Source organism: Cytobacillus oceanisediminis 2691, from assembly GCF_007678455.1.
GTDB lineage: Bacteria > Bacillota > Bacilli > Bacillales > Cytobacillaceae > Mesobacillus > Mesobacillus oceanisediminis_A.
The window spans coordinates 444723-470884 of sequence record NZ_VEEP01000003.1; the positions used below are offsets into that span (position 1 = coordinate 444723).

A 26162-nucleotide genomic window follows, 5' to 3' on the forward strand; every position below is an offset into this window, starting at 1 on the left:
CTATTTCTATTTTATTAGAAATCATCTGAAGTTAAAAGGGAGCAGCCATCATTTTTAGCAGCTCCCTGAATCCTTATTCTTCATAAATCATTTTACGAGTCATTCCTCCATCAATGACGAGGTCCTGCCCATTTATAAAATCATTATCCTTGTCAGCCAAATATAAGCACGCTCTTGCAATATCTTCCGGTTTCCCGACACGATTGGACCAATGCTGAAGATGGTCCTTCTCACGCAAATCTTCATAATCTACTGTCTGGATCCACCCGGGGCTTATTGAGTTGACTGTAATCCCTTTCTCTTGAAGCGAAGCGGCAAGTGCATGTGTCAAGGCAACGATTCCGCCTTTAGAGGAAGCATATGCTTCTGAATTTGGTTCAGACATAGTTGCCCTCGTTGATGCGATATTTATGATTCGTGCACCTTCATTCATCCTTCTGGCCGCTTCACGTGAGCCGATAAACACACTCCTGAGATTGGTAAATACAACATCCTCCCATTCTTCAGTAGTAAGCTCGAACAACGGCTTGAACCGCGACACTCCGGCATTATTTATCAATACATCTATCTGCCCGAAGTCACTCAACACACTGTCCACAAGATTGACAATGTCCTTTTCTTTTCTGACATCTGTTTGATAAAATCTTGCTTTTCCGCCGATTTCTTTAAGATCGGATATTAATTCTTTTCCCCTGGATTCATCTATGTCTGCGATACATACATTTGCATGTTCTTGCGCAAATGCTCTTGCAATCCCTTTGCCGATTCCATTAGCACCGCCCGTTATAATTACAGTCTTTCCTTTAAACCCACTCGACATAAACAATTCCCCCTCCTAATTTACCAAAGTTGATATATATAGTGATTCCACTTTGCGTAACCATTCAATCTCTTTATGTAAATAAAATAAGCCAGACTGCATATGCAGTCCAGCCGGGGATTATTTACTTTCTGTTGATACTTGCCACTCGATGCCAAACTTATCGGTCACCTGGCCGTAAGCGGGACTCCAGAAGGTTTCCTGAAGGGGCATTGTTACCTTTCCATCCACCTGCAATTTATTAAAGATTTCTTTTGCTTCAGCAGCATCATCCACCAGAAGCGCGATTGTTACCTGGGAACCAAGCTGGTATGGGTGGCCAGGGAATGTATCTGATAGCATGAGGCCAGCACCGCCAATTTTCAACTGGGCATTCAACACCCGGTTCTTCGCTTCTTCAGGAAGAGGATGATCAGGGTTTGCAGGCATATCACCGAATGTTTGCAGACTGATCACTTCTGCTCCCAATGCTTCCTGATAAAATTTCACTGCTTCCTGGCCATTCCCGTTTGTTACTATGTAGGGGACAATTCCTGTTACCATAACAGCACTCCTTCCATTTTTCAGAACATCAGTTCGTTAACATTTTAACATTTACTGTCTCTTTTTTCAAATTCTATATAAAAGAAGGTTATTTCCCCAAGGAATATAGTTTTGCTAAAATAGTCTAAAAAAAAGCGGAGGTTCTTTTAATCACAAAAGCACGCAACCATTAATGGTTACGTGCTCTTTTATAAAGTTAATTTTAGTCTTGCTCGATCAATGCTTTTACGCGAGCGACAACATTGTTGACAGAGAATCCATACTCTTCCATGATCTTTTCACCAGGCGCTGATGCACCAAATGTATCGATCGCAAGTACTTCTCCCTCGTCACCAACATAACGGTGCCAGCCAAGTGAAGAGCCCATTTCGATTCCTAGACGCTTCTTGACAGACTTTGGAATGACACTTTCTTTGTATTCCTTTGATTGCTGCTCGAAGCGATCCCATGCAGGCATGCTGACAACCGCAATGTCGATGCCTTCAGAAGCTAAAGCCTCTTGTGCCTTAACTGCAAGTCCTACTTCTGAACCTGCTGCAAGGATCAATGCATCTGCTGTTTCTTTTCCAGCTGGAGAGATGACATAAGCACCTTTTGAAACGCCTTCGTACGCATTCTTGTCCGTATTCTTGATTGTCGGCAGGTTTTGGCGAGTCAGCACCAGAGCTGTAGGATTCTTAGTTGATTCAACTGCCAGCTTCCATGCAGCTGCTGTTTCGTTGCCATCCGCAGGACGAATCACTGACAGGTTTGGCATTGCGCGAAGTCCGGCAAGCTGTTCTACAGGTTCGTGGGTTGGACCATCTTCCCCAACCGCGATGCTGTCATGTGTGAACACAAAGGTTACAGGCAATCCCATTAACGCAGCAAGTCTGATTGCTGGTTTCAGGTAATCAGAGAATACGAAGAATGTTCCGCCAAACACCTTAAGGCCTCCGTGAAGTGCCATACCGTTCATAGCTGCTCCCATGGCGAATTCACGCACCCCGAACCAGATATTGCGGCCTTCGAATGAACCTGGGAAGAAATCGCCTGTTCCCTTGATCATTGTTTTGTTTGAACCAGCAAGGTCAGCTGATCCGCCAATCAAGTAAGGAAGGTTTTTCGCAATGCCGTTAAGTGCTTCACCAGAAGATGCACGGCTCGCAAGGCTCTTGCCTTCTTCGTATACTGGAATGTCCTTATCCCATCCATCTACTAACTCACCCTTTATAGCTTTTTCAAGCTGGGCACCCAGTTCTGGATACTCCCTCTTATATTGAGAGAATTGTTCATTCCAAGCTTGTTCTGTTTGTTCACCTTTATCAGCGATTTGCTGTTTGAAGTGATCATAAACTTCACTTGGTACATGGAAGTCTTCTTCAAATGTCCATTTGTAAGCTTCCTTTGTAAGTTTCAATTCATCGGCGCCAAGTGGGGCACCGTGAACATCTGATTTACCAGAGAGGTTAGGTGAACCATATCCGATGATGGTCTTAACTTCTATCATGGTCGGACGATCTGCATCTGTTTTTGCTTCCTCGATCGCCTTTGCGATTTCATCGAGATTATTGCCATCTTCAACGCGGATATATTGCCATCCGTATGCTTTAAAACGGCCCTCAACACTTTCAGAGAATGACTTATTAAGATCGCCATCCAGTGAGATATCGTTTGAATCATATAGAACAATCATTTTACCCAATTTAAGGTGAGCTGCAAGTGAAGCTGCCTCAGCAGAAACGCCTTCCATAAGATCGCCATCACCGCAGATACTATATGTATAGTGATCAACGATATTGTAGTTATCCTTATTATAAACAGCAGCCAGGTGACGTTCAGCCATCGCCATACCAACCGCCATGGCAATTCCCTGGCCAAGCGGTCCGGTTGTTGCGTCTACACCGGCAGTGTGTCCAAACTCAGGATGTCCTGGTGTCTTGCTTCCCCACTGACGGAATTGCTTAATATCTTCCATTGATAGATCATAACCTGCAAGGTGCAGTAAGCTGTATAGCAGCATAGATCCGTGTCCGGCAGACAAGACAAACCGATCGCGGTTGAACCATTCTGGATTCTTAGGGTTGATATTCATATAACGAGTCCATAATGTGTAAGCCATCGGTGCTGCCCCCATCGGCATGCCTGGATGGCCGGAATTTGCTTTTTCAATCGCATCAATTGATAAAGTACGAATGGAATCAATTGAAAGCATATCAATTTCTTTAAACATTTAATACATCCTTTCTATAGGTACTGGCTACATCATTAATATTATAGCGAGAGAAATTATTATACAACAAATTATGCCTGAAGGAGACAGAAAACGCCGTATTGTTATTTATTTTGACACATACTCGCTGTACTTATGTAAGCAAACGCTTCAGATGAAGACGGAATATAGATTTTGACATAGAAGCTAAGAGGCCTTTAAAATTGTTCCATTGCTGATTTTTCACTTCAGTAGTCGAATATAACATTCAGTTTTTTCATCTGTCATGCTTCCAAAATAAAAATGGAATACATTCTCTCATGTATTCCAAATTGAATATATTAATGAAGTTTATTCTTCATTTTTTCTTCTTTTAGTTTTTCAGGTGTAACATCATTGCCTTCTGGATCAACAATGGTAACTCCCTTTAGTGTATTCAGCATAGAAGAACGGAATGACTGGAGATACTCGGCTCGAAGCTTTGTCTGTTCCTTTGCTTCCTCTTCTGTCAGCGTTGATGTTTTTGCTTTCCTTGCCAGTTCATTGATTCTAGCAATTTTATCACTTGATAGCATTGTAAAGCTCCTTTGTGTAAAAAATTACGTCAAATGACATCTTACTAAATTTTTTCTAGTTTTACAAGAAAGGAGCCTCATTCCTCATTTGATTCTATATGTTCAAGGTATCGTCGATTCACTGTTGCCTTGGATACATTGTAGCCAAATCCTTTCAGAGTAGCGGCAATTTCAGCAAAAGTAAGGCCATTATTCCGCAGCCTGACAATCTCTGCTATCGGCATATCTTTACGTTCCCTGCCGGAATGCTCGCCCTGATTTTTGAGATTGCGCTGAGGCTTGTATCCATGTTCAACCGCACGTTTCATTCCGCGTTTAATCTTTATGTTATGGATTTTCCTCTGATATTCTTCTACCATACTGACAATCTGGAGCACCATGGAATCCGATTCAGAAAGCTGAAGTTCCCCGCTGTGAGAGATGCTGTATAACTTAACGTTCTCCTTTAATATGCAATGGAGAATAGCTACCTTTGCATTACCCCTGCCAAGTCTGGTCTCATCCTGAATCAATACGGCACCGACTGACTTGTCCTTTATCAGCTCCAGCAGTTCAAGGATCCCGTCCCTTTCAAGGTCATACCCGCTGGCTTGTTCCTTGATGATGTTCATCACTTCAAATCCATACTGTTCTGCAAGGCGGAGCAATTCTTCCTCCTGCCTGGCAAGCGAAGTTTCCTGCGTTTCTTTCGTGGTACTTACCCGGCAATAAATAATCGCTTTCATGCTGTCACCTGATTCTATGTACAAATTATCTTTCAGCCCCGGCAATCTGTGTTGGCTCCAGATATTCAGCCGTCACCGGGATGACAAGTTCATCTCCCGGAAAAACCCTTTCTCCAACAATCCCATTTTCCTTTTCTACCCAGCTCACGAAATCATTTTTCGATAAACGATGCTCACTGGCGTACGTCTCTGCAATCTCCCATAGTGACTGCCCTTCTTCTATAGTAACAGTTATGTATGCATCATCGTTATGTAAATTTGCTTTTGCCACCAGCGAAAAAATCAGGCTGACAGCAAGAAGGATTAAAGCGTAAGAATAGTTTTCCCATAGTCTTTTCATAATCGACACTCCCTAACGAATATATGTTCGCCTATTTGATTTTTATTATAATACGAACATTTGTTTTGTGTCAACTCAAAATTCGAACTTATGTTTGTATCTATCAAATAGACATGGTATAATTAGGACAAGAAAAAATACGAGGTGCGTGAATATGACAAAGTTATCAAAGCGGCAACAAGATATTTTTGAATTCATAAAAGGTGAAGTCAAGAAAAAAGGATATCCGCCATCCGTACGTGAAATCGGCGAAGCAGTTGGACTGGCATCAAGTTCCACGGTACACGGCCACCTTGCAAGGCTCGAAAGCAAAGGGCTGATCAGACGTGATCCAACAAAACCGCGTGCAATTGAAATACTGGAAATCGAAGAGGAAAACCGTATCCCTAAATATAATGTTGTCAACGTGCCTGTTGTCGGTAAAGTAACAGCCGGTATGCCAATTACGGCTATTGAGAATGTTGAAGAATACTTCCCGCTTCCAGACCGCCTTGTTCCTCATGATGAGCAGGTTTTCATGCTCGAAATCATGGGTGACAGTATGATAGAGGCTGGTATCCTGGATGGAGATTATGTAATCGTCAAGCAGCAAAAGACAGCCAATAACGGAGACATTGTAGTAGCAATGACTGAGGATGACGAAGCAACTGTTAAACGTTTCTTCAAGGAGAAGGACTATTTCAGGCTCCAGCCGGAAAATTCATCAATGGAACCGATTATCCTTAGGAATGTATCGATTCTTGGTAAAGTCATTGGTGTATACCGTCATATGCACTAAAAAGCAAGCGGACTCCGCTTGCTTTTTTTCGTTCTATCAAACTTTTATTTTTTTAAAGGTTCTATGAAAAAAGCATATTCCTTTCCAAAGTAGGTACAAGCCCTGACAACTTGTCCCTTTCCGAATAAGATATCGTGTATTTTAGCTATGGAAGAAGTTTTAGCTCGAATGGGATCCAATCTAATAATAACGATTCAGCAGGAGTTTTTTACTCTAACCGCAACAACAAACAGGTAAGGGCGACAATTGATTTTGAAGATCTTTGCCGTGCTGACCGTCGTTGCATTATCAATGACTTGGTTGCTGGTGCTCAGGATGAGAATGATCGTGACCGCGATGATAGAAAGTGCGGATGCAGAGACTAATTTCCGCAAAAAAATCCCGAAAGGCTTGGACCTTTCGGGATTGCCCCTATACTAATGAATGTCACTAACAGGAAGCACTGCTGTTATTTCTTCCATAAATTCTGCTTTTTGCTTACCAGTAAGCCATAAATGGACGGCACCTTCGTCCTGGCTGCTCCTGATCAACCTGCCTATTCCCTGTCTTAACCGAAGCAGCATGTATGGAACGTCTACTTCTGCAGAAGGGTTGGCCGCATGCTTCCTTTTTGCCTGGAAGACCGGGTCATGAGGCGGGAATGGCAATGAAGCAATGATGACCTGGGTCAATGATTCACCGGGGACATCAAGACCTTCCCATAAACTGTATGAGCAAAGTACAGTGCTTTTGACATTCTGGAAGTCTTTTACGGTTTCACTAATCTCACGGTCGCCTTCAAACAGGATGTCAAAATCCCACTCCTGTTGATCGGACCATACTCTGAACCTTTCCATTTCCTGCATGGAAGAAAACAAAACCAGTGAGCTCCCGCTTGCAGTACGCAGATCCGTACCTATTTTCTCCCATTTTTGATTTTCAGCATCCTGAACATGCACTTTAATTTCCATTTGCTCTTGATAATCAAACGGTGATGCAACCGTGAAGGAAGTATATTTTTCAATTCCGAGACTCTTCGCTATATAGTTGAAGTCCCCTACCTGGGATAAAGTTGCTGAAGAAAAAACAAACGGGATATTTTGTGCAAAAACTTCTTTTTTCAGAATGTCCTCTACCAGACGAGGCATGATGACGAGTGAAGACTGAACTTCATTCTCTTCAAGCCAGAAAATCCCTTCATCGTTCTTCAGGAAGATCGATAGACCATATGCAAAAAACTCGAGATATTCTTCCATGATTTTTAAGTGGTATTCATCAATCAGGAACATTTCTGCGTCAAATACCAGCTGGTCCATTAATTCGCTGACCTTCTTTTCCAAAGTTTCAGCTGTCTTCCTGATTGCAGGATGCTTCGCAACTTCTTTTCGATTCGAACCCTCAACAGCAGTAGAGTTCTCAACCAGCAGGTCGAACCATGAGTCATGCAGCTCTATGATGTCCTCGATTAAATAGAGAGATTCCTCCCTGACATCCTGATGCATATAGCCTGTTAACACAGTCGTCAGAGTTTGCGAATTAAATCTGTATGTCAGCCCTTTTTGCGCTGCGAATTCAAGCAGATGACCTTCATCAAATATGACGGTGCTCGCTTCAGGCAGCAAAGGCATCTGGCCCTCTCTTTTCCGTGATTCTTTTGTCCACACATGCTCCATGTAAAAATCATGAGAACAAATAATCAAGTCTCCGGCATGCCGGTAGTAATCACGATTCAATGTTTGCCCGCAGCGATGGCGCCAGCTGCATGTCGAGCATTGCTGAAGTGGATCCCACGCCATCTGAGACCATTTTTCATTGGTGACCCAAGGATATTCCTTTCGGTCACCGTACCGGCTGAATGAATTCATGGAAATGCCTTCATCAAAAATAAAATCTGGCAGTTGGTCATGGACATCAAGAATTTCCATGTCGTCAGAGGTGTTCGAAAGCTCATCAAGCTTCTTGATACATACATATTGCTCTCTCGCTTTTGCCAGCCGGACGTCCACTTTAAGTCCCAATGCCTGCTCGAGTTTTTCGATGTCTCCGCCCTCTTTTACAAGCTGTTCGATCAGTGTTTCATCTGAGCAGGATACAATTGCAGGCTTCCCCATATAACGAGCGTAGAGGATCGCGTAAATCAAGTAAACGAATGTCTTGCCTGTTCCTACACCAGCTTCCGCAAACACAATCCCTTTGTTCTTAAAGGCCTGTTCCACCTGGAAAGCCATATAAATCTGTTCGTCGCGCAACTCATAGCCCTTTTCAGGCAAAATATCATAAAAAACATCACCAATGTAATCCCCTAATAAATCAAAGAATGTATCATTTTTAGTGATGGTAAATGGAAGATTTTTTGTCATTCAGGTTCTCCTTGAAAATTGATTCTGGCAAAAAGCCAGTTTTAATCATAACAGAAAAAAGTGCTGGAAGTGAAAGAATTCATTCTGGTAAAAATTCTGATTGCCCTTTTGGAATTTTCTGTTATTATTATCTCAGCTTTATACAAAGGAGTGGTCATATGAAAACTAAATATTTTATAAACCTGACCAAATTCATTCTTGCTGCATTGATTTTACTCAATCTTTATCAGTATAAAAAAATCACTGACCTAGAAATTCAGGCAGGATCTGAATTCCAGCGGACAGTAAGAGACTCTATATTTCTACTGGAGAACGATGCTGATCCGACCCTATGGATAAAGATCTTGAAAGAAGAGGATGGCGAATTCACGTTTGCCAGTCATCTAGGGGAACTCTCTATTCTAAGCCGACAATATTATATGATGAATGGAAAGATTTCAAATTTAGGAGAAGTCTGGGATCAACTTGCAGACCATTATAAGCACTTAGCGTTCAATATTAGAAATGGCAGAGATTACACACAAATTGAAGAGCAAATCAACAAAGATAGGGAGTTTCTAGTTATGTTGTTAAATGATATCGACTCAATTTCGGGTGAAAATGAAAAGCGTTATTACCGGGAATTTTCTGATTCTGACTCCAAAACTTCTAATTTGGTATGGAGGGAGTTTAAGAAATATGAAGAGCGATGATTATTTTATTCGTTCTGAAGTTATTAAAGATATTCATGGTATCAGGGTTTTAAATCAAGCGGCTTTTGTAAATGGTGAAAATGAAGCACGTTTGGTTGAACTAATCAGGGATTCCGAAAATTTCATTCCTGACTTAAGCATGGTAGCTGTTGACGAGAACGGAGAAATCATCGGACATATTCTTTTCAGCATCATCAGTCTTCTTGCAAAAAAAGGAGTGATCCCAACAATCGCTCTCGCTCCAATGGCTGTGAAGCCCGGATATCAAAATAGCGGAATCGGTTCAGCACTCGTCAAGGAAGGTTTAAATAAATGCAAGTCTTTAGGATATCAACATGTATTTGTACTTGGCCATCCGAATTTTTACCCTAAATTCGGGTTTCAGCCCTCGAAGAATTTCGGTGTCAACGCTCCCTTTCCAGTACCAAATGAAGTGTTCATGGCAATCGAGCTTGAGCAGGGCTCATTGAATGGTTTAGAAGGAAAAATAGAATATCCCCCAGCTTTTAGTGCAGTAAGCTGAAAAAAGTGCTCGTATTGGCACTTTTTCTTTTTGTGACCCTAAAAGCAATGACCTATTCACCTGGCAGCAATGCTGATTCCAGGTCATGAACTTCAGTTTTATCTGTTAACCTTCCATACCCTTCGTTTTCCATTCTGCTGATAATGGTGGCAGTTTCTCCCTCAAACCATACTCGGTATTCATACAAGCTTTCCGGCATATTTTTCTCTTCCTGGATGAAGAAAACCGCCAGTACATCTTCTTTCCTTGTCATTTCCGGCTTCGTCTTTGGGGACCATTTGATTTTTTGGAACGCTTGCTCTAGAGTTTGGAGCTCATCTTTAGAAGCAATTATTCTCTCCTCACCGTCTTTATTGCCATCCTTTGTTAGTTTTTGCACATCAACCCTGGTCAATTGCGGTTGGAAATCTGAACTGCAGCCAGTCATGAATATTATTAGGATCATTGTTAAAATAGCAAGCTTTTTCATTTAATCCCCTCGATTGCACTATTCTAATAGATACTACAATGTTGGATTAGCATCCATGATTCTTAGCACTTATAATTGGAATATCATTCAAAATAGTGAAGCCAGTATCATAACACCATTTCAATGATTCTCCTGAACTCTTCTTCATCCGTTTCCAGTCCTGCCTTTTTATGTAGAACTCTATATAATCTCATTACTTCTGGAAACATTAATGTTAATGCCCCCAAAATTTGTTCCTTTTCTCTTTTACAATGCCATTTGGCCAGCAAGGATAATTGCCGCTCATTCAATAAACTTCTTTCTCCTTCAACCTTAGACCAAACACCATATGAAGAATCCAGATGATTGCCGGCTTCCATATACCAGCCGCCAGCAATCAACCATCTTACCCGGTCCAGGTTTGCCAATGCATAGTACCAATCTTTTCGCATTACAGCGCGGTATGTTTCATGGTAAAAAGCCAATATCTTACCTTTCCAAAACTCAACAGCTTCTGAATCTAACACAATTTCAATCCTTGAAGATTCTTCGAAAATATCTGTTAATATATCACCAGGATCATACAAAACCTCCAAGCCTTTCAGCCAAATTGAAGGCTTCACTTGTCCTTTAGTTTTATACCAAGTGTCCGCTTTAACAAAGGAATCAAAATGTGCGACCACAACTGGTGAATCCGGGTGACTGTCTTCAAAAAATAAAACATTTCCCCAATTCAAAGAGCGCTGCCTTTTATTGCGAATAAAATCTTCCAGACTGATATCCTCAACAATAATATGTAAATCTATATCTGAATAGTTATCATAATTTCCTTTTGCCAATGACCCGCCAAGATAAATTGCCCTTACTTTTTCATCGCCAGTAAAGTCTGCAACTGCTTTTAGTAAAACTTCATGACGGTCTCTCGATAAATTCATATCCCTTTCAAAATGCTTAGTTTCTAATCCCGCACATTATATATCACTCCTTTATTATGATAATACATCATTACTTAATGCTGTTTAATTAACCCCCTAAATCAAAACTTGATGATTTAACATTGAGATTTATGATGTTATAATCATCTTCTTTTAACTCTTCCACTGAGGTAATGACTTCAAGGAACCGTTTGTAAAAATCATTGATTCCAGGCTGTTGATCAACGGCATGAATACTGTCAGTATAGCTTTTTTCGTCCTGATAGATATGCATCTCAATCCAATTTGAACTGTCTGCCTTGCTTTGTAAGTAAAGAGTTTGTTTATTTGTGAAACGCGAATAAATTTGCTCTGCTTTAACTTGAATCTCAAGGTAGTCCTTTTCCCTTTCTGGCTTAATGCTGTAACTATATGTTTTTACGAACATAATGGAGATTATCGTCCTTTATATTTTTCTTGAGTAAATCTCAATCCTTCCGGTCGAAATACTCTTTATGGTTCTTGGTCAGTTGAAACAATTCAAATTCATTTGATTCAATCAGTTTCTTAATTTGCTTGGCCTCGGTTATTGCGATGTTATATAATTCCTCATTAATCACTCCTGTTAAAAGTGCTTCCTCTAGTTCATCATGATCTTTATAGTAGATTTCTCCGGTTGGCATTATGATAATATCCAGAAACAAGTCATCCCAATAGGGACGGTTGTTTTCAACCCCATTTCTAAGGCAAATGTCGATATACCACTGAACAACCTCCCCTTGGGAATTGAACATGGTTGTGACGGAATGGCGTTTTCCTTCTGGAAAATGCTGCAGCCAGGTAAATCCATCGTTTACTATACAAACCTTTTTATCTTCGTATTGAAAAAATAATGGTTCAGTGACTTTATTTACTTTCAATGAAGTTACATACCCTCGGAAGCCATCCTCTTCAAAAAATCCCTGTTTGAACTCCTTCTGGCTAACCCTTATCCAATCGGCGCGGTCACCGTACCTTCTTTTTAGCAAAGTCTCATTCATATAAATCTCCCATATTATTAGTCAACGGAATATTAAATTCTTGCAGCTTTTCCATAATTCTATGCTTGTTATAAGATACCTTGCTGTTATTTGGCAATTCAATCACTTTCCCATCGTTGGTGGTAAACATATAATGATCGGATACAGTTACTCCTTTGGTTTTGACGAATATCTCCTCAGCTTGCTTAATATCCTTCCAGCCATACGAATGTATATCATTGAAACTTTTTGCCTCATTAAAATGCAATCCCTCGTCATTAAGATAGTAATAATTCGAAATACCAAACATAAAGAATGGTACGCTTCCGAACATGAGAACAATAATGAGCCACTTGATCCCTTTCCGTTCAAATTTCCATTGAACAAACAAATATATGAGCAGGGTAACAGCAAGCCAAAGCATGCCGATCATGAACAGAATGTAAGCTGAGGGCGGTGTCGCATAAAACCATTTATCTTTAGTCAGGTACAGATAATCCTGTATAAAATAAACGAAAACGAGAGGCATGAATAAACTGCTGATGATCAGAATGATGGCCGAAACAAGAATTATATTCGAGGTATTCTCGGATTTGAGGGATAATTTAGCCATAACTATTTCCTCCTTTTACCAATATAAATAATATACGGGTAAAAGGGAAGGAAGGTTTCAAAAAAATCTGATTATTCGAGCTCTTCCTCATCCTTTAGATAATTTCTTCTTCCAGTCCTTTCACTGTTCTAATGAAAATAAGTAGGTATAATGAAAAAAACATAATTCCACCCATAAAAAATACTCAATAAAAAAGGACCCTTCTCCATTAATGACACCCTATCTGGTAAATTTGAAGCTAAAGATTCAAGCTGAACCAGCGGCCATGACCCTCGGTTTCCCCGATTGTGTTCAGGCTTTCTTTTCCATCCAGATAGTAATCCAGGTGGAGCCTTGAGTCGTAGATATTATTGTAAATATGAAAGATGTCCCTTCTTTCACCAATCTCTTTTACTTGGTCCAAAAGCTTTTTCTTGGTTGTGCCGGGCATTTGGTTGGCAACATGGGTATGAAAAACGCAGATTACCTGCTCATCAGGGATTTCACCAGCAAGGGAGCTGAGCATTTCTGCTCCATCCCCTTCTATTAATCTCAAAGACTGGTTAGCCACAAAGTTCGCTGCTTTTTCAAACAGTTCCCGCCTTTCATGATGTTCCGGCCAAATGAGAGCATTAAGCCAAAGATAATCCTCCATATTCTTCACATCATTAATATGCAGGTCGATTCCAATCCTCGTCTTCACCTTAGGGATGTCCATTTCACTAAATAGATTATTTTGTCCTTCGATCTTTGATGTTAAGTGAACAGGCGAATCAGTTTCCCCATATATTTGGCCTGTACCATATGAATAGCTATATTGATCCAGGAAAAGCTGCAAGCCCGCACTAGTCCCGATTTCAATCAAGGCCAATGGTTTTTGGACCATTCGGTAAATATGGCTGAAAACCGGGTATAGATAAGAACAGCGCCTTACCTCATTTGTCTGAACGATTTTGCTTTCAATTATCTCAGTGATCTCTTCTCTATATTCCCGGCAAAAATCCACGAAAGCAGCAAAAGCTTCATCACTCTCCCGTGGATTGTCAGTCAGGCTTGGGTAAAATTCAGCAAGTGGATGCTCATACCCTTGCATCAGCAAATAATGTACTGCCCCCAAAAGCAAATTTGGCACCGGCTGGCCAATCCTCACTTTACTTGCAAGTTCAAGCATTTCCCGATCCTCAGCTATTTTTAAAGAAAGACATTCATATAATGGACTTGATCCCCAGCATTCATGAACAGCAAAATGTTTAAACTTCTCGAAAATCTTTGAATCCATATCGATCCCCCCGAATGATGATCAGTCCCACCATAAGAATAATTTCTTCGACTCTTTCAATTCTTCCATTAATCCATTGATTGAACCTGACCCTTGCTCAACGATGTCTGGACAGAATTTATACATTTCGGTGGCGAAAGACCTCAAATTTTTACCATCAGGAATTACCTGGAACGTGGCTTCCACCCAGTCAAAATCCGCCCCTATGATGGTGAATGGATACCTGAGATGCCACTCCTTCAGTTTGGAAACAACCATTTCGTTGCTAATATCATAGTTATCTCCATTGGTTTGCTGAATTTTAATGATGTCAAACTGGTCTGAAACTTGGCTGATACACACCTTATTATGTTCGGTATCACATATAAAAGGGAGGAATCCTAATACCTCCATTTCCTTTCTCATTTTTAAAACAAGATTTTCCGCTTGATCCTGTTTTACCTCCATACAGACTCCTATGATTTCTCCCCTCTTATCTGTATACAGATCTGTTTTATAGAACGGCTTCAACTTGCCAGTGGTGAATTTACTTATGATGGAAAGCACCTCATCAGGAATCCCCAGGTCAGCTATATTACTGTCTTGGTTTGAACCTCCGCCAATGCTAAATATTTTTTTCCAATTCATTCACTATCACCTTCTATACAAAATGGAGCGTCCACCAATTGATGACATGTTAGGACTTTATCGGCTTTCACCCTCGGATTGAGCTTTTCCAGATAATAATCCTCCGCTTTCCAATATCTATTCTCGAACTTTTCGATATTCTTCCGAGTTCGGGCATTTTCCCTCCGAAATCTTATTTCACGTGGGCAATCGATAAAAATGGCATAGTCCAGATACGCTTTCCATTCTTCCCGCTGCAGGAATATCCCTTCGACCAAAACAACCTTCTTGCCTGTTAAGTCCAGCTTTTTATATACTTGCTGATCCAGTTGCTCATCATAGAATGGAAGCACCAGTTCATTTTCTTGTTGGAGTTTTTCAAATAATATTTCCTCCAGTTTCTCAACTTCCCACTGCAAGTAATAATACTCCTTCCACTCCGCTTCACCGGTTCCATATCTTTTCGTCCGATCGACAATATGGTCATCCAAATGGATGATCTGGCTTTTCATTTCGTATTCTTCGAGCAATGCAGCCAACTTCTTTACAATGGTCGTTTTCCCTGACCGGCTGAGCCCGTCAATGCCAATGATCAATCTATGCTTATGATTACTCATCGACATGAATTCACTGACTAACTTTTCTAAGATATTCAAATTTGCCTACCTCTCAATTCACTGAAGAAATTCCTTAACATATTCGATATCCGACCTTACATTTCCTTTTTTAGGCAAAAAAACAACCACCTTAATTGGTGGCCTTCATTGTCGAAGATTGATCATAACGCTCGGCTTCTTCTATGCTTTCCTTTAACCAGATTGGTGCGTTTGGATGATCATAAATTTCTTCTGCAGACATCCAATATACCGCCTCCACCTCATCTGGACTTTTTGCAAACGGTTCTCCTGTTTCAATGACACAATGGAACACCAGGTCGAGTACTTCTCTCCCGTCAGGCAGTACAAACGAGCTGCTTCGCAGATATTTCAAATTGCAATTAATTTCGATTCCGACTTCCTCAAATAGCTCCCTTTTCAAGGTCCGCTCAAGCAAGTCTTTAGAAAATCCTTCATTTTCTACTTTGCCGCAAACAAGTGATAATTGCCCTCCAGCGTGTTCTTCCTTTGTACTCCTCTCAATAATGAGCCATTTTCCCTCTCTCTGGATCGCACCTTCCACATTCAAAATAAACATTTTTGTCCTCCTCTTTAACAAATCATTCTTAATGCTTCAGACGCCCGTATCAAATGCGTTCTTTATGACTTTAGGCCTGTAACTTTTCCAAATTGGACAATAAAACATTATCTTCCAAAAAGTTACACATATTATTTACCATATAAATATACTGAAAATTCGATAAATTTACGCATGCTTTTCCACCATTAATACTTGTATAATAGTAATACATCCAGAGTTACCTAAGGTCGACCAACAAAAATCTGGACTTTAGGAGAGTGATCAATTTGTTAGAAAACATGATTTTCGCAATGGTCATTGGTGGATTTGTTGGACTGACGGCACATGTAAGAAAACGCGGCAAAATCATCATGCCAAGAAAAACAAAGAAATTTATCTACCTCGGTTTTCTTGAAGAAATCCTTACAGGTTCCTTAGCAGCAGCACTGTTGGTAGTCTCATCCGAGGCTGACTCAATGCTCCGGGTATTTTTAATGTCCATAATGGCTGGTTTCGGGGGGGATGCCTTACTAAGAGGACTGGAATTATTTCGAATAAGCAGCGGTAATAATGGCGGGGAGGATATTGGCAATGAAAAAACCAATACCTCAGCCTGAGAGAAAGAAGTTTGCTAACGCCACTGGTCAAGCAGCTTCCTGAGTGCTTGTTTTTTTTTGATAAAAATGAACTTGGGAAATTTTAAGCCACTCCATTTATCCCCAAATATTCCTCAAAAATCCCTTTTAAATGCCATGCTAAATCATAATTGGAATATGAATCTTCAGTTCAGGTGCATCTTTTAAAGGATCAAAGCTTCCTGGATACTCTTCCAGATGCTCCAAATCATTTTGTATTAAGGTATAACCTTTTTCTTTGACCCAAGTATACAACCTTGTATATGCTTCATGCACTGCTGATCCTTTATATTCTAAGCTGGCAAATGTATACGCCGGAACCGTAATGAACTCCATTTCTTCAGGTATAGACTGAGTATCTTTCACTTCAAGGGCAAGATAATATGTAAAGCCATGTTCTGTGTTGTGATAAGATAGCCCCAAAATGTTTTCAGGCTCGATAGCATTTTTAATCTGATTCTTTCTTTCAAGGAATTCGTGATGAAAAGTCTTAATTTCCCCTCTGGCTGCCTGTTCAAAAGTTCCAATCCATTTAACTCCCACTGCTTTAAATGCTTCTTTTTTGACTACCTTTGCTTGCATTTATATAGTCTCCTTTTTCCATACATTTTTGGCATCAGCAAGGGAAAAGTAAAATTAAAACATTGAGGAGAAACATGATGGACCTTAAACTTTTCCAGCTGATTAACAGACTATCCGGCCGTTATTCAACAGCGGATAAATTAATGATCCTTATTTCAAATCGTATACGTTATGTTTATCTTTTCATCATTGTAGTGATGCTGTTCAAGAACAGGTTCAACAAAAAAATCGCAATTGAAACGAGCCTTTCAGTGGCCGTCAGCTTGGCTGCCCAGTTCTTCATCCACTTATTTTACTTTAAACCGCGCCCATTCATGAACCGGCGCGTTGGAATTCTTATTCCTTCAAAAATGGATTCTTCCTTTCCAAGCAAGCATACAATGCTCGCTTTCGCAGCATCTACCACTATCCTGATGTTCCACCGGACCCTGGGGACAATCATGATGTGGATGTCGGCACTTACAGGTTTTTCTAGAATCTGGGTGGGACACCATTACCCATCTGATATTGTTGGAAGTGCCTTTCTTGGAACAATGATAAGCGTTGTGACGAGAATCTTTTCATTCGGTAAATCCGGAAACAAACCTGAGCCCAGCTAGTTACACGAATTTCGCATAAGTTCAAGTAATTCCGGTCTGCGATTTATTAAAAATACATCTTCAATTGGCAAAGTTAGGTACCAGGATTGCTGAAAAGAACCACACAAAACCAGGCGGTCATACAACAAAGCGATATTTAACCGGTTATTTTCACGAGTTGTTTTTACTGAGCCTGCCAGTTCCTTGTATAACTTGGTCATGGCATCCCCCTCAAAGACACGTTCAACCGCTATTTTGCCAGCAAAACTTATCCACCATACCAGGAAAGCCTTTGAGCTTTCCTCAAACCCAAACACTCCCGCAGCCGTACCTTGAAATAACCTTTGAAACAGAGCCTTCTCATCAGTTAGAATGCCATTATGGTCGAACCTCTTATTTAAGTTTTTTTGAAGCAAAGTTTCCCATACTTCCTTAAAGGCATCAACAAATTGAACATTCCCCAGTAATCCCCATTTGCTCGAATCAACATAAGGAAAAACCTGCCGATCCTCCTGATACCTATTCTGATTCAAATAGATATTCTGGAGAAAAACCATATAGTTTAAGGCATAAGGAGCATTTACTTCTATTTCAAATGCATTTTCTTGCATGTAATCACTATCCTTTAAGACTTATTGCCAATTAGCAATGCTTCTCAACTTTAAAATTTCAATACTTTTATTCTATCCAAAACCTTCTTACCACATTGCCATCTTCCTCAGTAAAGCTGACATCCTCTACTCCGCCATTATTGATTATGGTTCTTGCGGATCCAATATTGACAGCATCACAAACGACAAGGACTTTCTCGATTCCTAATTCCTTCGTTTTTTCCAGTGAATAGGCAAGGATTTTTGTCGCGTACCCTTGACGCCTTTCACTAGGTCGAATCCCATAGCCTATATGGCCGCCAATGTTGAATAGTTTCTCAGTGAGGCCATGCCTGATGTTGACTACACCCAATACTTTTTTGTTATCGTTTACAAGCCAGTATGTAGAGTCTTTAACCCAGCCTTTCGGAATGTTGACTCCTTTTTCATTATCCAGCAAGAATTGGACCATGCTAGGAAAATCCGCTGGGTCCCTTGCAATTACCCAGGGAATCATATCTTCTCCGCTGTCTTTCCACTCATGATAAAACTCAAGATACTCACTTTCCAAATCTTCTGTTGGCTTAATCAGATGAACTTTTTCTTCCATTAGCAAATCCCCCCTAGTTTTAACACGCACATATTTTCTACCGAATATAACCAACATCAGCCCAATAGATAACCCAGCTGCTATAAAATAGCCTGTGGCATAAGAAGGAATACTAGTTTCTGGAACGCTGTCATTGATTTCAAAAACCCCAAGAAATGAATACCCATTCCATCTCCATCAACATCAGTCCCTAGCTTCCATAAGTCCATCCCTTGTTTTAAAAACAATACAGAAACAACAATTAAAACGATTGACGCAAGCCAGTATTTCATCTTATTTTCTGCTCCTTTTTAAAGCCACCATTTTTCCTGAGGAACCAGGATAGTCTCCATTTTGAGTTTTTCGTGAAACCAGTCCCTAATCAATGTTTTCTTTACCAAGTATTCAGAAGCCGAATGAGAAACGCCGATCAACGACATGTTGGATTCGCTGACATAATCCATCATCTGCTGATATTTCCTTTTCCCATAATCATTATCAATATGGCAATGGATTTCACCTGTGATATATGCCTGAACTCCTCTCTTTTCGGCCTCCTTCATCCAGTCAACCTTGTCACCGCAGCCCGCAACAATCGCTACTTTTGTAATCCGGTCATGTTTCTTGCCTTCTAGATCAACATATGGGATTTCGAAAATTTTCTCTAGTTTAGTAACAAGATCATCGGTACCGATTTCGTTTATTTCACAAATAAACACCAGGTCCTCCCCATTATTCCCTGGTAAAAACCCATCGATTTTCCTCCCGCCAAGGGATTGCTGAATCGCTACACTAGTCCCCAATTCTCGGTGAAAATCCAATGGTTCATGAACTGTATAAACGGATAGCTTTTTATCTATTATTCTGTTTAAGAATTCTTCTTTTATTGGTACAAACCCGCGTCCCCATTCCCCATTAGGATCACCACACTCCATCAGGAGAGAGTGGTGCATGAAAAGCAGGTCTCCTTCTGTGCTGGTACGGATAAAATATTCAAGTACCTCATCGGTTGGAAACACAGCCAGGAATACCTTGCTCACTTCAGGCGTCCCTTTAATCATTAGCCCGTTAAAAAGCTCAGTATATCTCTTTTCAAAAACTTCCTGCCACTTAAATCCCGTAGATTCATATGCAGCCGGGATGAACCTGCTAAAGCCTGGGTCCTTGCCAAATGACTCCACATCGAACTCCCTATTTAAAGCAATCACTAACTCTTCCAGATTCAAAAAACCACTCCCCATTTGTTTCAATTTAAGGTCTTATTGATTATTACGGACACTTTTAACTTCATTTCTCTCACTTTTGTCCGTCATAGCCCTGTTGATGGACACTTTTGACTTCGTTTCTCTCATTTTTGTCCGTCATAGCCCTGTTGATGGACACTTTTGACTTCGTTTCTCTCATTTATATCCGTCACCTCGGTGATGTAACTTTTGCATTAGTCTCTCTCACTTTTGACTTTCATTGAACATCTTTCTTCGGTCTATATGCTGCCAGCTGCTCTCCCCAAGGAGCGACTTTTGTCTCAACAAAGCCCGCTTTCATGTAGGTTGCTTTTGCACCTGCGTTTTCCTGGTTGTAGCCGATCATTATGAGCGGAATTCCAGCAGTGTTTTTCTTTTTGATCTCGTCAACGATCAATTTTACAGCTTCCGTTCCAAGCCCTTTTCCCTGATGTGCCTCATCGATCATCAGCCGATAAATCCAATAGTTATTGTCATCCGGGTCAATGCCATACATCGCAAAGCCCACCATCTGATCACCATCATAAATCCCGTAAGCTTAGAACTGGTCAAGGAACTGGACTTCAGCAATTGAATACAGGTTTGAAGCCATAAAAGGCTTTTGCTCTTCTTTAACTTTTAACTGGATTGCCTCCTCCCAGTTGCCCTTTATTATTGGCTTTAAAATTAACATCCTAAAATACTCCTTTGTATCTATAAAAATATAAAACTTATCCGATGATAATCATGTTGATATTTTAGATAATTTTACCATTAGTTGAAAAATTCTCAACCTTCTAGGTGGTTTTTTTATAATTAGGTGTAACTTTTACCATTTTCTGATGTCTATGCTTTCAGAGAGAGGGGGATGGAATGTCAGACCCGAGGATTGAATTATATGAAACCTACAAGAAGGCGATATTCTTGTACCTATACCGGTCAACTATGAATCAGCATATTGCCGAAGATCTTACCCAGGATACATTTTTGAAGGCATTCCATTCACTGTCCAGTTACCGTGGTGAATCCTCGTTGAAAACCTGGCTTTTTAAAATAGCACGAAACACATATATCAATTTCAGCAAGAAGAAACAAAACAAAATCGAGTTTCAGTCAGATTTGATCGACGAACAATGGGCTGAACAGCCAGATCAATACAAACGTTCAGATGATCAAAACCAGATTGAGCTGACGTTGCTGCAACTGCCGGAGAATTACCGGACTTATATTATTTTACGTGATGCCAACGGCCTTTCGTATGAGGAAGTTGCCTTTGTAACCAACGAAACAATCGGCCAGGTAAAAGTGGGCTTGTACCGGGCCAGAAAGAAATTCAAGGAAATTTACAGAAATTTGGAGGAAGGAGAATGAGATTGGAACATGAAGTAGTTCAGGATCTTTATCCGTTATATATAGAAAACGACTTAAGACCTTCGGTGAAAACAGCTGTTGAGGATCATCTTAAGGTATGTGAGGCATGCAAGCATTTTTACGAAACGGGAGAAACTACGATTCATGTAAATGACATAGAAGAGCCGACTGTGTCCCAATCACTTGATGAGAAAATCATTTTGAAGATGAAGCTGAATCGCTTAAGACTTATATCCGTTGTCCTTGCCGCCATCATATTTTCAATGATTTTAACAAATTATATAAATGAAAGGGAAAAAATGTTCATGGCTGTTAGCGACTATTATGTCGCGATCGAAAACTCTCCAGTAATGTTCGATTCCATTAAAAATAAAGAACAGAAAGATCTTATGTACATTGAGCAAGCATTTCACCGATTATTCGAAGGAGTAATGGAGCTTGAAGAATATATGAACTTTATTGAAAGCAAATTCACTGACTCGACTACCTTCCATCTCAGCCTAAATACCCAGAGATTGAATTCGATGGTCCAAGTCATGAAAACCCGTTACGACCAGGGAAGATGGTCTGAAACAGATGAAGCAGCATTCCAGGCACTTAAGAAGTACTTTAAGGAACAGGAAGAAATAACAAGCGTGGAATATTGGAAAACACACCATGGATATAGTTCATATCTCCACATGTTGGATGTAAAAAAGATGGATAAATTTTATGAGAATGTCAATTTATTGAGCTACAGCTATACCCGTTTTCATAAAATGCCGGACCAAATCAAGCCTATGAAGGAGTCCGAGTTGAAGAAACGAATTGCCGACGCACTGAATATGGATCGAGATGAAATTGAATTGGAAAAAGAAAGTCCGGTCAATGCATTGTATCTCTACCGTTTTGAAAATAAAAATGGCTTCGGTGGGGATATTGACGCAGTCACCGGCCAAATCACTAATTACGTTGGGGATACTGGACCATTAACTGATGGGCCAGTCATGGACCAGGAAGAAGCTGAGAAAAAAGCCAGGTATTATTTAGAAAAGATGTATGGAAAAGATATAAATCTTGAAGTCGTTTCATTAGGCTTTAATTTTAACTCTTCTGCAAATGATTCAAGATACAAGATTTATAGCTTCAAAGCGGTGCCAAAAGTTCAAGGTTATTCTTTATATACACCGTTTGAAACTGAAACTTATCTTAATCTAAATGCCAGGAACGGTGAGCTTGAAAGCTTCGACCACAGTCGCCATGTTCCTTCATTCGAATCACTGAATCAAGTTCATTTTTCATCTACCTTTGACCTTACTGTTAAAAAACAATCAGTAATCATTTATTCCGCTTTAACAGGCAATTTTGAACTAGTCTACATGGAACCCGTTTTGGAAAACTTCGAGGATGGGAAATTTATTTCAGCCAAAACTGGCCTCGAGGAGAAAATATACTTTGAGGAGTAATAGAATGGTAAAAGACTGCCCGGTAACAGGCAGTCTTTTATACTAAATAAAGAGTTTCGCATCTTTAGGCAGATTCCTGACTTTCAACAAGTACTCCCTCATTTTACGCTCATATTCAATGGGATACTGATACCCCAAACTCTCCCCGACTTCCTGGGCCAGACGGCTGAACAGGTCTGCAGTCCTGAAAAGGGCTACCCAGTTTTCTTCAATCCCGGCTCCTGCATAAGTCCCCTCCAATTCTGACCATGTTTCGGGGTCCAGGTAACGTTTGAACCAGCGCCCGAACTTGTTGGGATTTATTGACCAATCATGTTTGACCCCAAGATACCATTCAATTGCTGGCTGAAGGTAATCGAATCGGATCACATTGTCGAGCATGAATTTCGCAAAATACAGTTCATCACGCCAGAGGCTGTTGGCTACGTATGCCGTATCTCCCCAAAAACTGTTGATGATCTCAGCGTAGATTTCTTCCGAGGGCCTCTTTGTGATAAAAGCCTTATAGGAAGGAGCGGGCATTCTTTTAGTGTAATCATCCTTGTCCAATAGGACTTTATAGCCATTATCATATTTTGCCGGCAGCTCTTTAAGCTTTGTGAGGCTCTTTATGAAATCATTGGTTGATATCTGAAAATCGATTTTTGTGCCATCCTCGTAAAGGACTAGACGCGTACGCCAGTTCCCGTCCTGCAAAACCACTTTCTTGATGAGCGTACCAAATTGATCGAGCCAGCCATCGTCACTCATAAAACCATCTAAATCATCCACAAAGATTTCGAAATCATAGTCGGTAAATAAGTCTGTGAAAGCGTGCGGGTTGGCTCGGGAACTTGTCATAAGAACTGTGCGTATATGATCATTTCGCTGTGCCCAATCAACCAGCAGGCTCAATATTTCTTTTTCCTGTTTCATCTGCTAATTTCTCCCTTTCGAAACCACTTTACATAATAACTTTATGATTAACAAAGTTATCTGGATGCAACCAATCGCTATTCACTTCTCCGGCTCTCGTTGTCTTTACTCAACCGTTCAACTTCTTTTTCCAAAAAATCTAGCCGTCGATGGATTCGGTAAATTATCGGCTAATATCCAATAATGACAATAACCAACCAGCCCATTGATTTCCCCCTCTAAAAAATACTATTTATTATACTTCTTTTATAATTTGATTTATCCTTTAATTATAGAGAACAAGCTTTTAATTATTTGAATTCGCCACCCCATTTTGATACAGTTTTAAAAAGGAGTAGTTTTCCCTATATCTGTGTTGTTAATTACAGTAAAGTATATATTGAGGAGTGTACAAAGAAATGGAATCAACTTTTAACGAAAAAGATATAACCGATTTCATTAAAACAAATAGAGACCAGTTTGAAAAACAATTATTATCAGAAGCAGTGAATGTTGCTACTAAAATTCACGAAATCCTTCAAAAGGGAAATATTGACCTGTTAAAGAACGCTGAAAAGTTGATTGTCTACATAGTTGAGGAGCAAGAAGATGAACTGATCGCTTTTGCTGAACAAGAAGGGATCGCCTGGGCAGAACATTCTTTGACTGTTGCCTTCAAACTAGAATGGATTCAGGCCATCCGCCGGACGTTATGGCAATTTCTGAACCAGTATGACCAATTGCATAATAATGATACCGATCGCGAGGATTTTTTCCAGCTGGAGAAAAAGATCAATGACCAGGTAGACCAATTCTTGAATACCTTCTTCTTAACTTATACAAAGTACAAGGATGAACTGCTCAATTCACAGCGAAAATTGGTTGAACATCTCTCCGTTCCTATTATCCCTGTCAGCGCTACTGTTGCCGTACTTCCGCTAATCGGGATGATTGATGATTACAGAATGCAGATTATTGAAGAAAAGGTCCTGATGGATATATCCAGGCTAAAAGTCCAGACCTTGATCATGGACCTATCCGGAATTGCGGATATGGAAATGAACGTCATCGACCATTTCCAAAAAGTCTTGAATGGTGTTGCCATGATGGGCTCTAAGGCTGTCATAACCGGGATGCGCCCTGAGCTTGTAAGGAAAATGATCCATACTGGAATCAACCTGGATCAAAAAGCAGATACCAGGGGAACATTACAGCAGACTCTTAGGTCTTATCTAGATAGCGAACCAAAATAAAGACACTAAAAGCCCCTTTGTTTTTGACAAAGGGGCTAGCTTTTTATGATTAATGCACTCTCTGATCTAACTCAAGCAGAAGCTTATTATTTTCCTCAATATCGCTGTTGATGCCATCGATCTCTGAGGAGATATTCAATTCCTGTTGTTTAACTGAGCCAATTTTCCGCTGTTGGGCTTCTTCACGGTCAGTGATGTTTCGCAGACGGTCCGCCAGGGAGGTACTCTCGTCCTTAATGGACAGTATGCCAGACGAGATCGTTTCCAACTCTTTGTTTTGTGATTTTACCTTTGCGTCAATTTGCTGCATCAGCCCGTCAAAATCATTAAATGAAGAGAAACTTGAACTGATTTTATTTTCGATTTCTTCCAGTTGTGTGGAAATGTTTTGTGACGCATCTGAAGAAGCAGCTGCCAGTTTGCCAACTTCTTTTGCCACCACTGAAAAACCTTTCCCATGCTCCCCCGCTCTTGCCGCTTCAATGGAAGCATTCAAGGCAAGGATTTTTGTTTGGGCAGAAATTGAAGAAATAGTCGAGCTGATGCTTCCAATCGTTTGTGTCAAACCCACTAATTCCTTCAGCAATTCAGATGTTTGTTTCATATGGTCAGAGGCCTGTCTATTATCCTCTATGACAGCAACAGAGCCATCAACTACCTTATCAATTGCCTCACTGTATCGATTGATCTGTGATTCCATTTGCTCAAATACAGAAAAGAATTGTGATAACGCCTCTTTATTCTGAGTTAGCTGATTTTCCAGTTCATGAATGGACGATAGATTGTGTTTGACACTGGTTTGAATTGTATGGGTAGATAATACAATATCCTGGAAGGTCTCCCTCATTGCTCCAACAAAAACAGCAGCGTTCCCGGTACCCTCCGGTTCCTCCCCGGCTTCGCCAGGAAGACGGAATTCATCCACTTTGCTGAAAATCTCTTCGAGCGCCGGGCGATCGAATTGCGAATCCCCGATATAGCTGTAACGGATGACATGATCTTCATCCAAAATATAGGTGCTTGGAATTGCAATCCTGAAACTATCCCATTTAATAGGGACAAATACTTCATATCTCTTAATGACTTGCCTGGATTCATCAGACAAAATCGGAATTTTTATTCCTTCTTTGTCTACATACGATTGGATTCCTTTTAAATTCTGGCCTGCAATACCCAATACTTGAAGCCCTTTTTCTTTTAGGAAATCATAATGTTCATTCAGCTGGACCAGCTGATTCCGGCAGTTCGGTCACCATGTGCCTCTTAAAAAGACAAGAATGACCGGCTGGCCGGAAAAATCAGATAAACTATATTTTGTATTATTTGTCCCCTGCAGCGTAAAATCCGGTGCTTGCTTGCCTACGTTCAATCCTTTATTGGCCAATATAATCTCTCCTCTATCTATATCATGCAAAAGCTTGGCTCACAGATTATTATCGGCC

31 protein-coding genes and 1 pseudogene are annotated in these 26162 nt (G+C 40.4%); 8 read left to right on the plus strand and 24 right to left on the minus strand.

The features are described 5' to 3' along the window. Window positions 1-73 precede the first annotated feature (73 nt). The 6 genes from FS736_RS08710 to yneA form a co-directional block, all read right to left on the minus strand. Window positions 74-820: an SDR family NAD(P)-dependent oxidoreductase gene (locus tag FS736_RS08710; RefSeq protein WP_144475981.1), complete on the minus strand. Its 747-nt coding sequence runs from the start codon at window positions 818-820 to the stop codon at window positions 74-76. Window positions 821-940: 120 nt separating this feature from the next. Then, window positions 941-1363, minus strand: coding sequence for a VOC family protein (locus tag FS736_RS08715; RefSeq protein ID WP_144475982.1), 423 nt, complete (start codon window positions 1361-1363; stop codon window positions 941-943). A gap of 202 nt (window positions 1364-1565) precedes the next feature. After that, window positions 1566-3575 (minus strand): transketolase, encoded by a 2010-nt coding sequence (tkt, locus tag FS736_RS08720; RefSeq protein ID WP_144475983.1) that lies wholly within the window; start codon window positions 3573-3575, stop codon window positions 1566-1568. Between the two features lie 320 nt (window positions 3576-3895). Beyond that, window positions 3896-4129: a DUF896 domain-containing protein gene (locus tag FS736_RS08725; RefSeq protein ID WP_144475984.1), complete on the minus strand. Its 234-nt coding sequence runs from the start codon at window positions 4127-4129 to the stop codon at window positions 3896-3898. 77 nt (window positions 4130-4206) lie between these two features. Next, window positions 4207-4854, minus strand: a complete 648-nt coding sequence (locus FS736_RS08730; protein ID WP_144476083.1) for a YneB family resolvase-like protein — start codon at window positions 4852-4854, stop codon at window positions 4207-4209. Between the two features lie 25 nt (window positions 4855-4879). Continuing rightward, window positions 4880-5194 (minus strand): cell division suppressor protein YneA, encoded by a 315-nt coding sequence (yneA, locus tag FS736_RS08735; protein WP_144475985.1) that lies wholly within the window; start codon window positions 5192-5194, stop codon window positions 4880-4882. Window positions 5195-5348: 154 nt separating this feature from the next. Here yneA and lexA point away from each other — a divergent pair, with 154 nt between their 5' ends. After that, window positions 5349-5972, plus strand: a complete 624-nt coding sequence (lexA, locus tag FS736_RS08740) for a transcriptional repressor LexA (RefSeq protein ID WP_144475986.1) — start codon at window positions 5349-5351, stop codon at window positions 5970-5972. A 416-nt stretch (window positions 5973-6388) separates the two neighbouring features. Here lexA and FS736_RS08745 read toward each other — a convergent pair whose 3' ends face one another. Beyond that, window positions 6389-8311 (minus strand): ATP-dependent DNA helicase, encoded by a 1923-nt coding sequence (locus FS736_RS08745; protein ID WP_144475987.1) that lies wholly within the window; start codon window positions 8309-8311, stop codon window positions 6389-6391. A gap of 158 nt (window positions 8312-8469) precedes the next feature. Between FS736_RS08745 and FS736_RS08750 the strand changes: the two genes are divergently transcribed. Both FS736_RS08750 and FS736_RS08755 read left to right on the plus strand, forming a co-directional pair. Beyond that, window positions 8470-9003 carry a hypothetical protein gene (locus FS736_RS08750; protein ID WP_144475988.1) on the plus strand — a complete coding sequence of 178 codons (534 nt, stop codon included), beginning with the start codon at window positions 8470-8472 and terminating at the stop codon, window positions 9001-9003. Further along, window positions 8990-9526: a GNAT family N-acetyltransferase gene (locus FS736_RS08755; protein ID WP_144475989.1), complete on the plus strand. Its 537-nt coding sequence runs from the start codon at window positions 8990-8992 to the stop codon at window positions 9524-9526. Before FS736_RS08750 ends, FS736_RS08755 begins: the two co-directional genes overlap by 14 nt. Window positions 9527-9578: 52 nt before the next feature. On the opposite strand, the gene FS736_RS08760 is transcribed toward FS736_RS08755, so the two are convergent. The 9 genes from FS736_RS08760 to FS736_RS08800 all read right to left on the minus strand — a co-directional run bounded on the left by FS736_RS08760 (window position 9579) and on the right by FS736_RS08800 (window position 15578). Further along, window positions 9579-9995, minus strand: coding sequence for a hypothetical protein (locus FS736_RS08760; protein ID WP_144475990.1), 417 nt, complete (start codon window positions 9993-9995; stop codon window positions 9579-9581). A 107-nt stretch (window positions 9996-10102) separates the two neighbouring features. Further along, window positions 10103-10909, minus strand: coding sequence for a nucleotidyltransferase domain-containing protein (locus FS736_RS08765; protein ID WP_144475991.1), 807 nt, complete (start codon window positions 10907-10909; stop codon window positions 10103-10105). An 88-nt stretch (window positions 10910-10997) separates the two neighbouring features. After that, a complete protein-coding gene (locus tag FS736_RS08770; RefSeq protein WP_144475992.1) occupies window positions 10998-11336 on the minus strand; it encodes a hypothetical protein in 339 nt (112 codons plus the stop codon). 40 nt (window positions 11337-11376) lie between these two features. Beyond that, window positions 11377-11928 carry a ribonuclease FAU-1 family protein gene (locus FS736_RS08775; RefSeq protein WP_144475993.1) on the minus strand — a complete coding sequence of 184 codons (552 nt, stop codon included), beginning with the start codon at window positions 11926-11928 and terminating at the stop codon, window positions 11377-11379. After that, on the minus strand, window positions 11921-12520 hold the full coding sequence (locus FS736_RS08780) for a hypothetical protein (RefSeq protein WP_144475994.1): 600 nt from the start codon (window positions 12518-12520) through the stop codon (window positions 11921-11923). The genes FS736_RS08775 and FS736_RS08780 overlap by 8 nt, the downstream gene beginning before the upstream one ends. A gap of 238 nt (window positions 12521-12758) precedes the next feature. Beyond that, window positions 12759-13778, minus strand: a complete 1020-nt coding sequence (locus tag FS736_RS08785) for a DUF2332 domain-containing protein (RefSeq protein ID WP_144475995.1) — start codon at window positions 13776-13778, stop codon at window positions 12759-12761. Window positions 13779-13799: 21 nt separating this feature from the next. Continuing rightward, window positions 13800-14405 (minus strand): DUF4253 domain-containing protein, encoded by a 606-nt coding sequence (locus FS736_RS08790; protein WP_144475996.1) that lies wholly within the window; start codon window positions 14403-14405, stop codon window positions 13800-13802. Further along, window positions 14402-15001: a kinase gene (locus FS736_RS08795; RefSeq protein WP_144476084.1), complete on the minus strand. Its 600-nt coding sequence runs from the start codon at window positions 14999-15001 to the stop codon at window positions 14402-14404. The genes FS736_RS08790 and FS736_RS08795 overlap by 4 nt, the downstream gene beginning before the upstream one ends. Before the next feature lie 130 nt (window positions 15002-15131). Further along, window positions 15132-15578, minus strand: a complete 447-nt coding sequence (locus FS736_RS08800) for an NUDIX hydrolase (RefSeq protein WP_144475997.1) — start codon at window positions 15576-15578, stop codon at window positions 15132-15134. Window positions 15579-15847: 269 nt separating this feature from the next. Here FS736_RS08800 and FS736_RS08805 point away from each other — a divergent pair, with 269 nt between their 5' ends. Further along, window positions 15848-16177 carry a DUF4257 domain-containing protein gene (locus FS736_RS08805; protein WP_144475998.1) on the plus strand — a complete coding sequence of 110 codons (330 nt, stop codon included), beginning with the start codon at window positions 15848-15850 and terminating at the stop codon, window positions 16175-16177. A gap of 138 nt (window positions 16178-16315) precedes the next feature. Here the strand turns inward: FS736_RS08805 and FS736_RS08810 are convergent, their stop codons facing one another. After that, window positions 16316-16777 carry a GyrI-like domain-containing protein gene (locus tag FS736_RS08810; RefSeq protein ID WP_144475999.1) on the minus strand — a complete coding sequence of 154 codons (462 nt, stop codon included), beginning with the start codon at window positions 16775-16777 and terminating at the stop codon, window positions 16316-16318. 74 nt (window positions 16778-16851) lie between these two features. On the opposite strand from FS736_RS08810, the gene FS736_RS08815 reads away from it, so the two are divergent. Continuing rightward, window positions 16852-17376 (plus strand): undecaprenyl-diphosphatase, encoded by a 525-nt coding sequence (locus tag FS736_RS08815; protein ID WP_313959711.1) that lies wholly within the window; start codon window positions 16852-16854, stop codon window positions 17374-17376. Here FS736_RS08815 and FS736_RS08820 read toward each other — a convergent pair. From FS736_RS08820 to FS736_RS08840, 5 genes and pseudogenes are all read right to left on the minus strand, one after another. Then, a complete protein-coding gene (locus FS736_RS08820; protein WP_144476000.1) occupies window positions 17373-17966 on the minus strand; it encodes a hypothetical protein in 594 nt (197 codons plus the stop codon). The two genes, FS736_RS08815 and FS736_RS08820, sit on opposite strands and share 4 nt — an antisense overlap. Before the next feature lie 67 nt (window positions 17967-18033). Beyond that, the gene (locus FS736_RS08825; RefSeq protein ID WP_144476001.1) at window positions 18034-18555 is read right to left on the minus strand and encodes a GNAT family N-acetyltransferase; all 522 of its coding nucleotides are present in this window, start codon (window positions 18553-18555) and stop codon (window positions 18034-18036) included. Window positions 18556-18635: 80 nt separating this feature from the next. After that, entirely contained in the window at window positions 18636-18827 is a 192-nt protein-coding gene (locus FS736_RS08830; RefSeq protein WP_144476002.1) for a hypothetical protein, read from the minus strand. A gap of 18 nt (window positions 18828-18845) precedes the next feature. After that, window positions 18846-19760: a Nif3-like dinuclear metal center hexameric protein gene (locus FS736_RS08835; RefSeq protein ID WP_260983563.1), complete on the minus strand. Its 915-nt coding sequence runs from the start codon at window positions 19758-19760 to the stop codon at window positions 18846-18848. 235 nt (window positions 19761-19995) lie between these two features. Continuing rightward, a pseudogene (locus FS736_RS08840) lies at window positions 19996-20451 on the minus strand (GNAT family N-acetyltransferase). Window positions 20452-20630: 179 nt separating this feature from the next. Here FS736_RS08840 and FS736_RS08845 point away from each other — a divergent pair. Together FS736_RS08845 and FS736_RS08850 are read left to right on the plus strand one after the other, a co-directional pair. Continuing rightward, a complete protein-coding gene (locus FS736_RS08845; RefSeq protein ID WP_144476003.1) occupies window positions 20631-21128 on the plus strand; it encodes an RNA polymerase sigma factor in 498 nt (165 codons plus the stop codon). After that, window positions 21125-22573: a zf-HC2 domain-containing protein gene (locus FS736_RS08850; RefSeq protein ID WP_144476004.1), complete on the plus strand. Its 1449-nt coding sequence runs from the start codon at window positions 21125-21127 to the stop codon at window positions 22571-22573. The genes FS736_RS08845 and FS736_RS08850 overlap by 4 nt, the downstream gene beginning before the upstream one ends. Before the next feature lie 42 nt (window positions 22574-22615). Here the strand turns inward: FS736_RS08850 and FS736_RS08855 are convergent, their stop codons facing one another. After that, window positions 22616-23488, minus strand: coding sequence for an aminoglycoside 6-adenylyltransferase (locus tag FS736_RS08855; RefSeq protein WP_144476005.1), 873 nt, complete (start codon window positions 23486-23488; stop codon window positions 22616-22618). A 398-nt stretch (window positions 23489-23886) separates the two neighbouring features. Between FS736_RS08855 and FS736_RS08860 the strand changes: the two genes are divergently transcribed. Next, a complete protein-coding gene (locus FS736_RS08860) occupies window positions 23887-24720 on the plus strand; it encodes an STAS domain-containing protein (RefSeq protein WP_144476006.1) in 834 nt (277 codons plus the stop codon). Between the two features lie 49 nt (window positions 24721-24769). Here FS736_RS08860 and FS736_RS08865 read toward each other — a convergent pair whose 3' ends face one another. After that, window positions 24770-26134, minus strand: a complete 1365-nt coding sequence (locus tag FS736_RS08865) for a redoxin domain-containing protein (protein WP_313959714.1) — start codon at window positions 26132-26134, stop codon at window positions 24770-24772. Between the last annotated feature and the right edge of the window lie 28 nt (window positions 26135-26162).

Coding starts and splice junctions, on each gene's coding strand:
- FS736_RS08710 (WP_144475981.1), bottom strand. CDS start 820: ATGTCGAGTGGGTTTAAAGGAAAGACTGTAATTATAACGGGCGGTGCT.
- FS736_RS08855 (WP_144476005.1), bottom strand. CDS start 23,488: ATGAAACAGGAAAAAGAAATATTGAGCCTGCTGGTTGATTGGGCACAG.
- FS736_RS08810 (WP_144475999.1), bottom strand. CDS start 16,777: ATGCAAGCAAAGGTAGTCAAAAAAGAAGCATTTAAAGCAGTGGGAGTT.
- FS736_RS08755 (WP_144475989.1), top strand. CDS start 8,990: ATGAAGAGCGATGATTATTTTATTCGTTCTGAAGTTATTAAAGATATT.
- FS736_RS08760 (WP_144475990.1), bottom strand. CDS start 9,995: ATGAAAAAGCTTGCTATTTTAACAATGATCCTAATAATATTCATGACT.
- tkt (WP_144475983.1), bottom strand. CDS start 3,575: ATGTTTAAAGAAATTGATATGCTTTCAATTGATTCCATTCGTACTTTA.
- FS736_RS08790 (WP_144475996.1), bottom strand. CDS start 14,405: ATGAATTGGAAAAAAATATTTAGCATTGGCGGAGGTTCAAACCAAGAC.
- FS736_RS08850 (WP_144476004.1), top strand. CDS start 21,125: ATGAGATTGGAACATGAAGTAGTTCAGGATCTTTATCCGTTATATATA.
- FS736_RS08830 (WP_144476002.1), bottom strand. CDS start 18,827: ATGAAATACTGGCTTGCGTCAATCGTTTTAATTGTTGTTTCTGTATTG.
- FS736_RS08825 (WP_144476001.1), bottom strand. CDS start 18,555: ATGGAAGAAAAAGTTCATCTGATTAAGCCAACAGAAGATTTGGAAAGT.
- FS736_RS08780 (WP_144475994.1), bottom strand. CDS start 12,520: ATGGCTAAATTATCCCTCAAATCCGAGAATACCTCGAATATAATTCTT.
- FS736_RS08800 (WP_144475997.1), bottom strand. CDS start 15,578: ATGTTTATTTTGAATGTGGAAGGTGCGATCCAGAGAGAGGGAAAATGG.
- FS736_RS08770 (WP_144475992.1), bottom strand. CDS start 11,336: ATGTTCGTAAAAACATATAGTTACAGCATTAAGCCAGAAAGGGAAAAG.
- FS736_RS08745 (WP_144475987.1), bottom strand. CDS start 8,311: ATGACAAAAAATCTTCCATTTACCATCACTAAAAATGATACATTCTTT.
- FS736_RS08820 (WP_144476000.1), bottom strand. CDS start 17,966: ATGCAAGAAAATGCATTTGAAATAGAAGTAAATGCTCCTTATGCCTTA.
- FS736_RS08715 (WP_144475982.1), bottom strand. CDS start 1,363: ATGGTAACAGGAATTGTCCCCTACATAGTAACAAACGGGAATGGCCAG.
- FS736_RS08750 (WP_144475988.1), top strand. CDS start 8,470: ATGAAAACTAAATATTTTATAAACCTGACCAAATTCATTCTTGCTGCA.
- FS736_RS08815 (WP_313959711.1), top strand. CDS start 16,852: ATGATGGACCTTAAACTTTTCCAGCTGATTAACAGACTATCCGGCCGT.
- yneA (WP_144475985.1), bottom strand. CDS start 5,194: ATGAAAAGACTATGGGAAAACTATTCTTACGCTTTAATCCTTCTTGCT.
- FS736_RS08765 (WP_144475991.1), bottom strand. CDS start 10,909: ATGAATTTATCGAGAGACCGTCATGAAGTTTTACTAAAAGCAGTTGCA.
- FS736_RS08795 (WP_144476084.1), bottom strand. CDS start 15,001: ATGAGTAATCATAAGCATAGATTGATCATTGGCATTGACGGGCTCAGC.
- FS736_RS08860 (WP_144476006.1), top strand. CDS start 23,887: ATGGAATCAACTTTTAACGAAAAAGATATAACCGATTTCATTAAAACA.
- FS736_RS08785 (WP_144475995.1), bottom strand. CDS start 13,778: ATGGATTCAAAGATTTTCGAGAAGTTTAAACATTTTGCTGTTCATGAA.
- FS736_RS08730 (WP_144476083.1), bottom strand. CDS start 4,854: ATGAAAGCGATTATTTATTGCCGGGTAAGTACCACGAAAGAAACGCAG.
- lexA (WP_144475986.1), top strand. CDS start 5,349: ATGACAAAGTTATCAAAGCGGCAACAAGATATTTTTGAATTCATAAAA.
- FS736_RS08845 (WP_144476003.1), top strand. CDS start 20,631: ATGTCAGACCCGAGGATTGAATTATATGAAACCTACAAGAAGGCGATA.
- FS736_RS08775 (WP_144475993.1), bottom strand. CDS start 11,928: ATGAATGAGACTTTGCTAAAAAGAAGGTACGGTGACCGCGCCGATTGG.
- FS736_RS08725 (WP_144475984.1), bottom strand. CDS start 4,129: ATGCTATCAAGTGATAAAATTGCTAGAATCAATGAACTGGCAAGGAAA.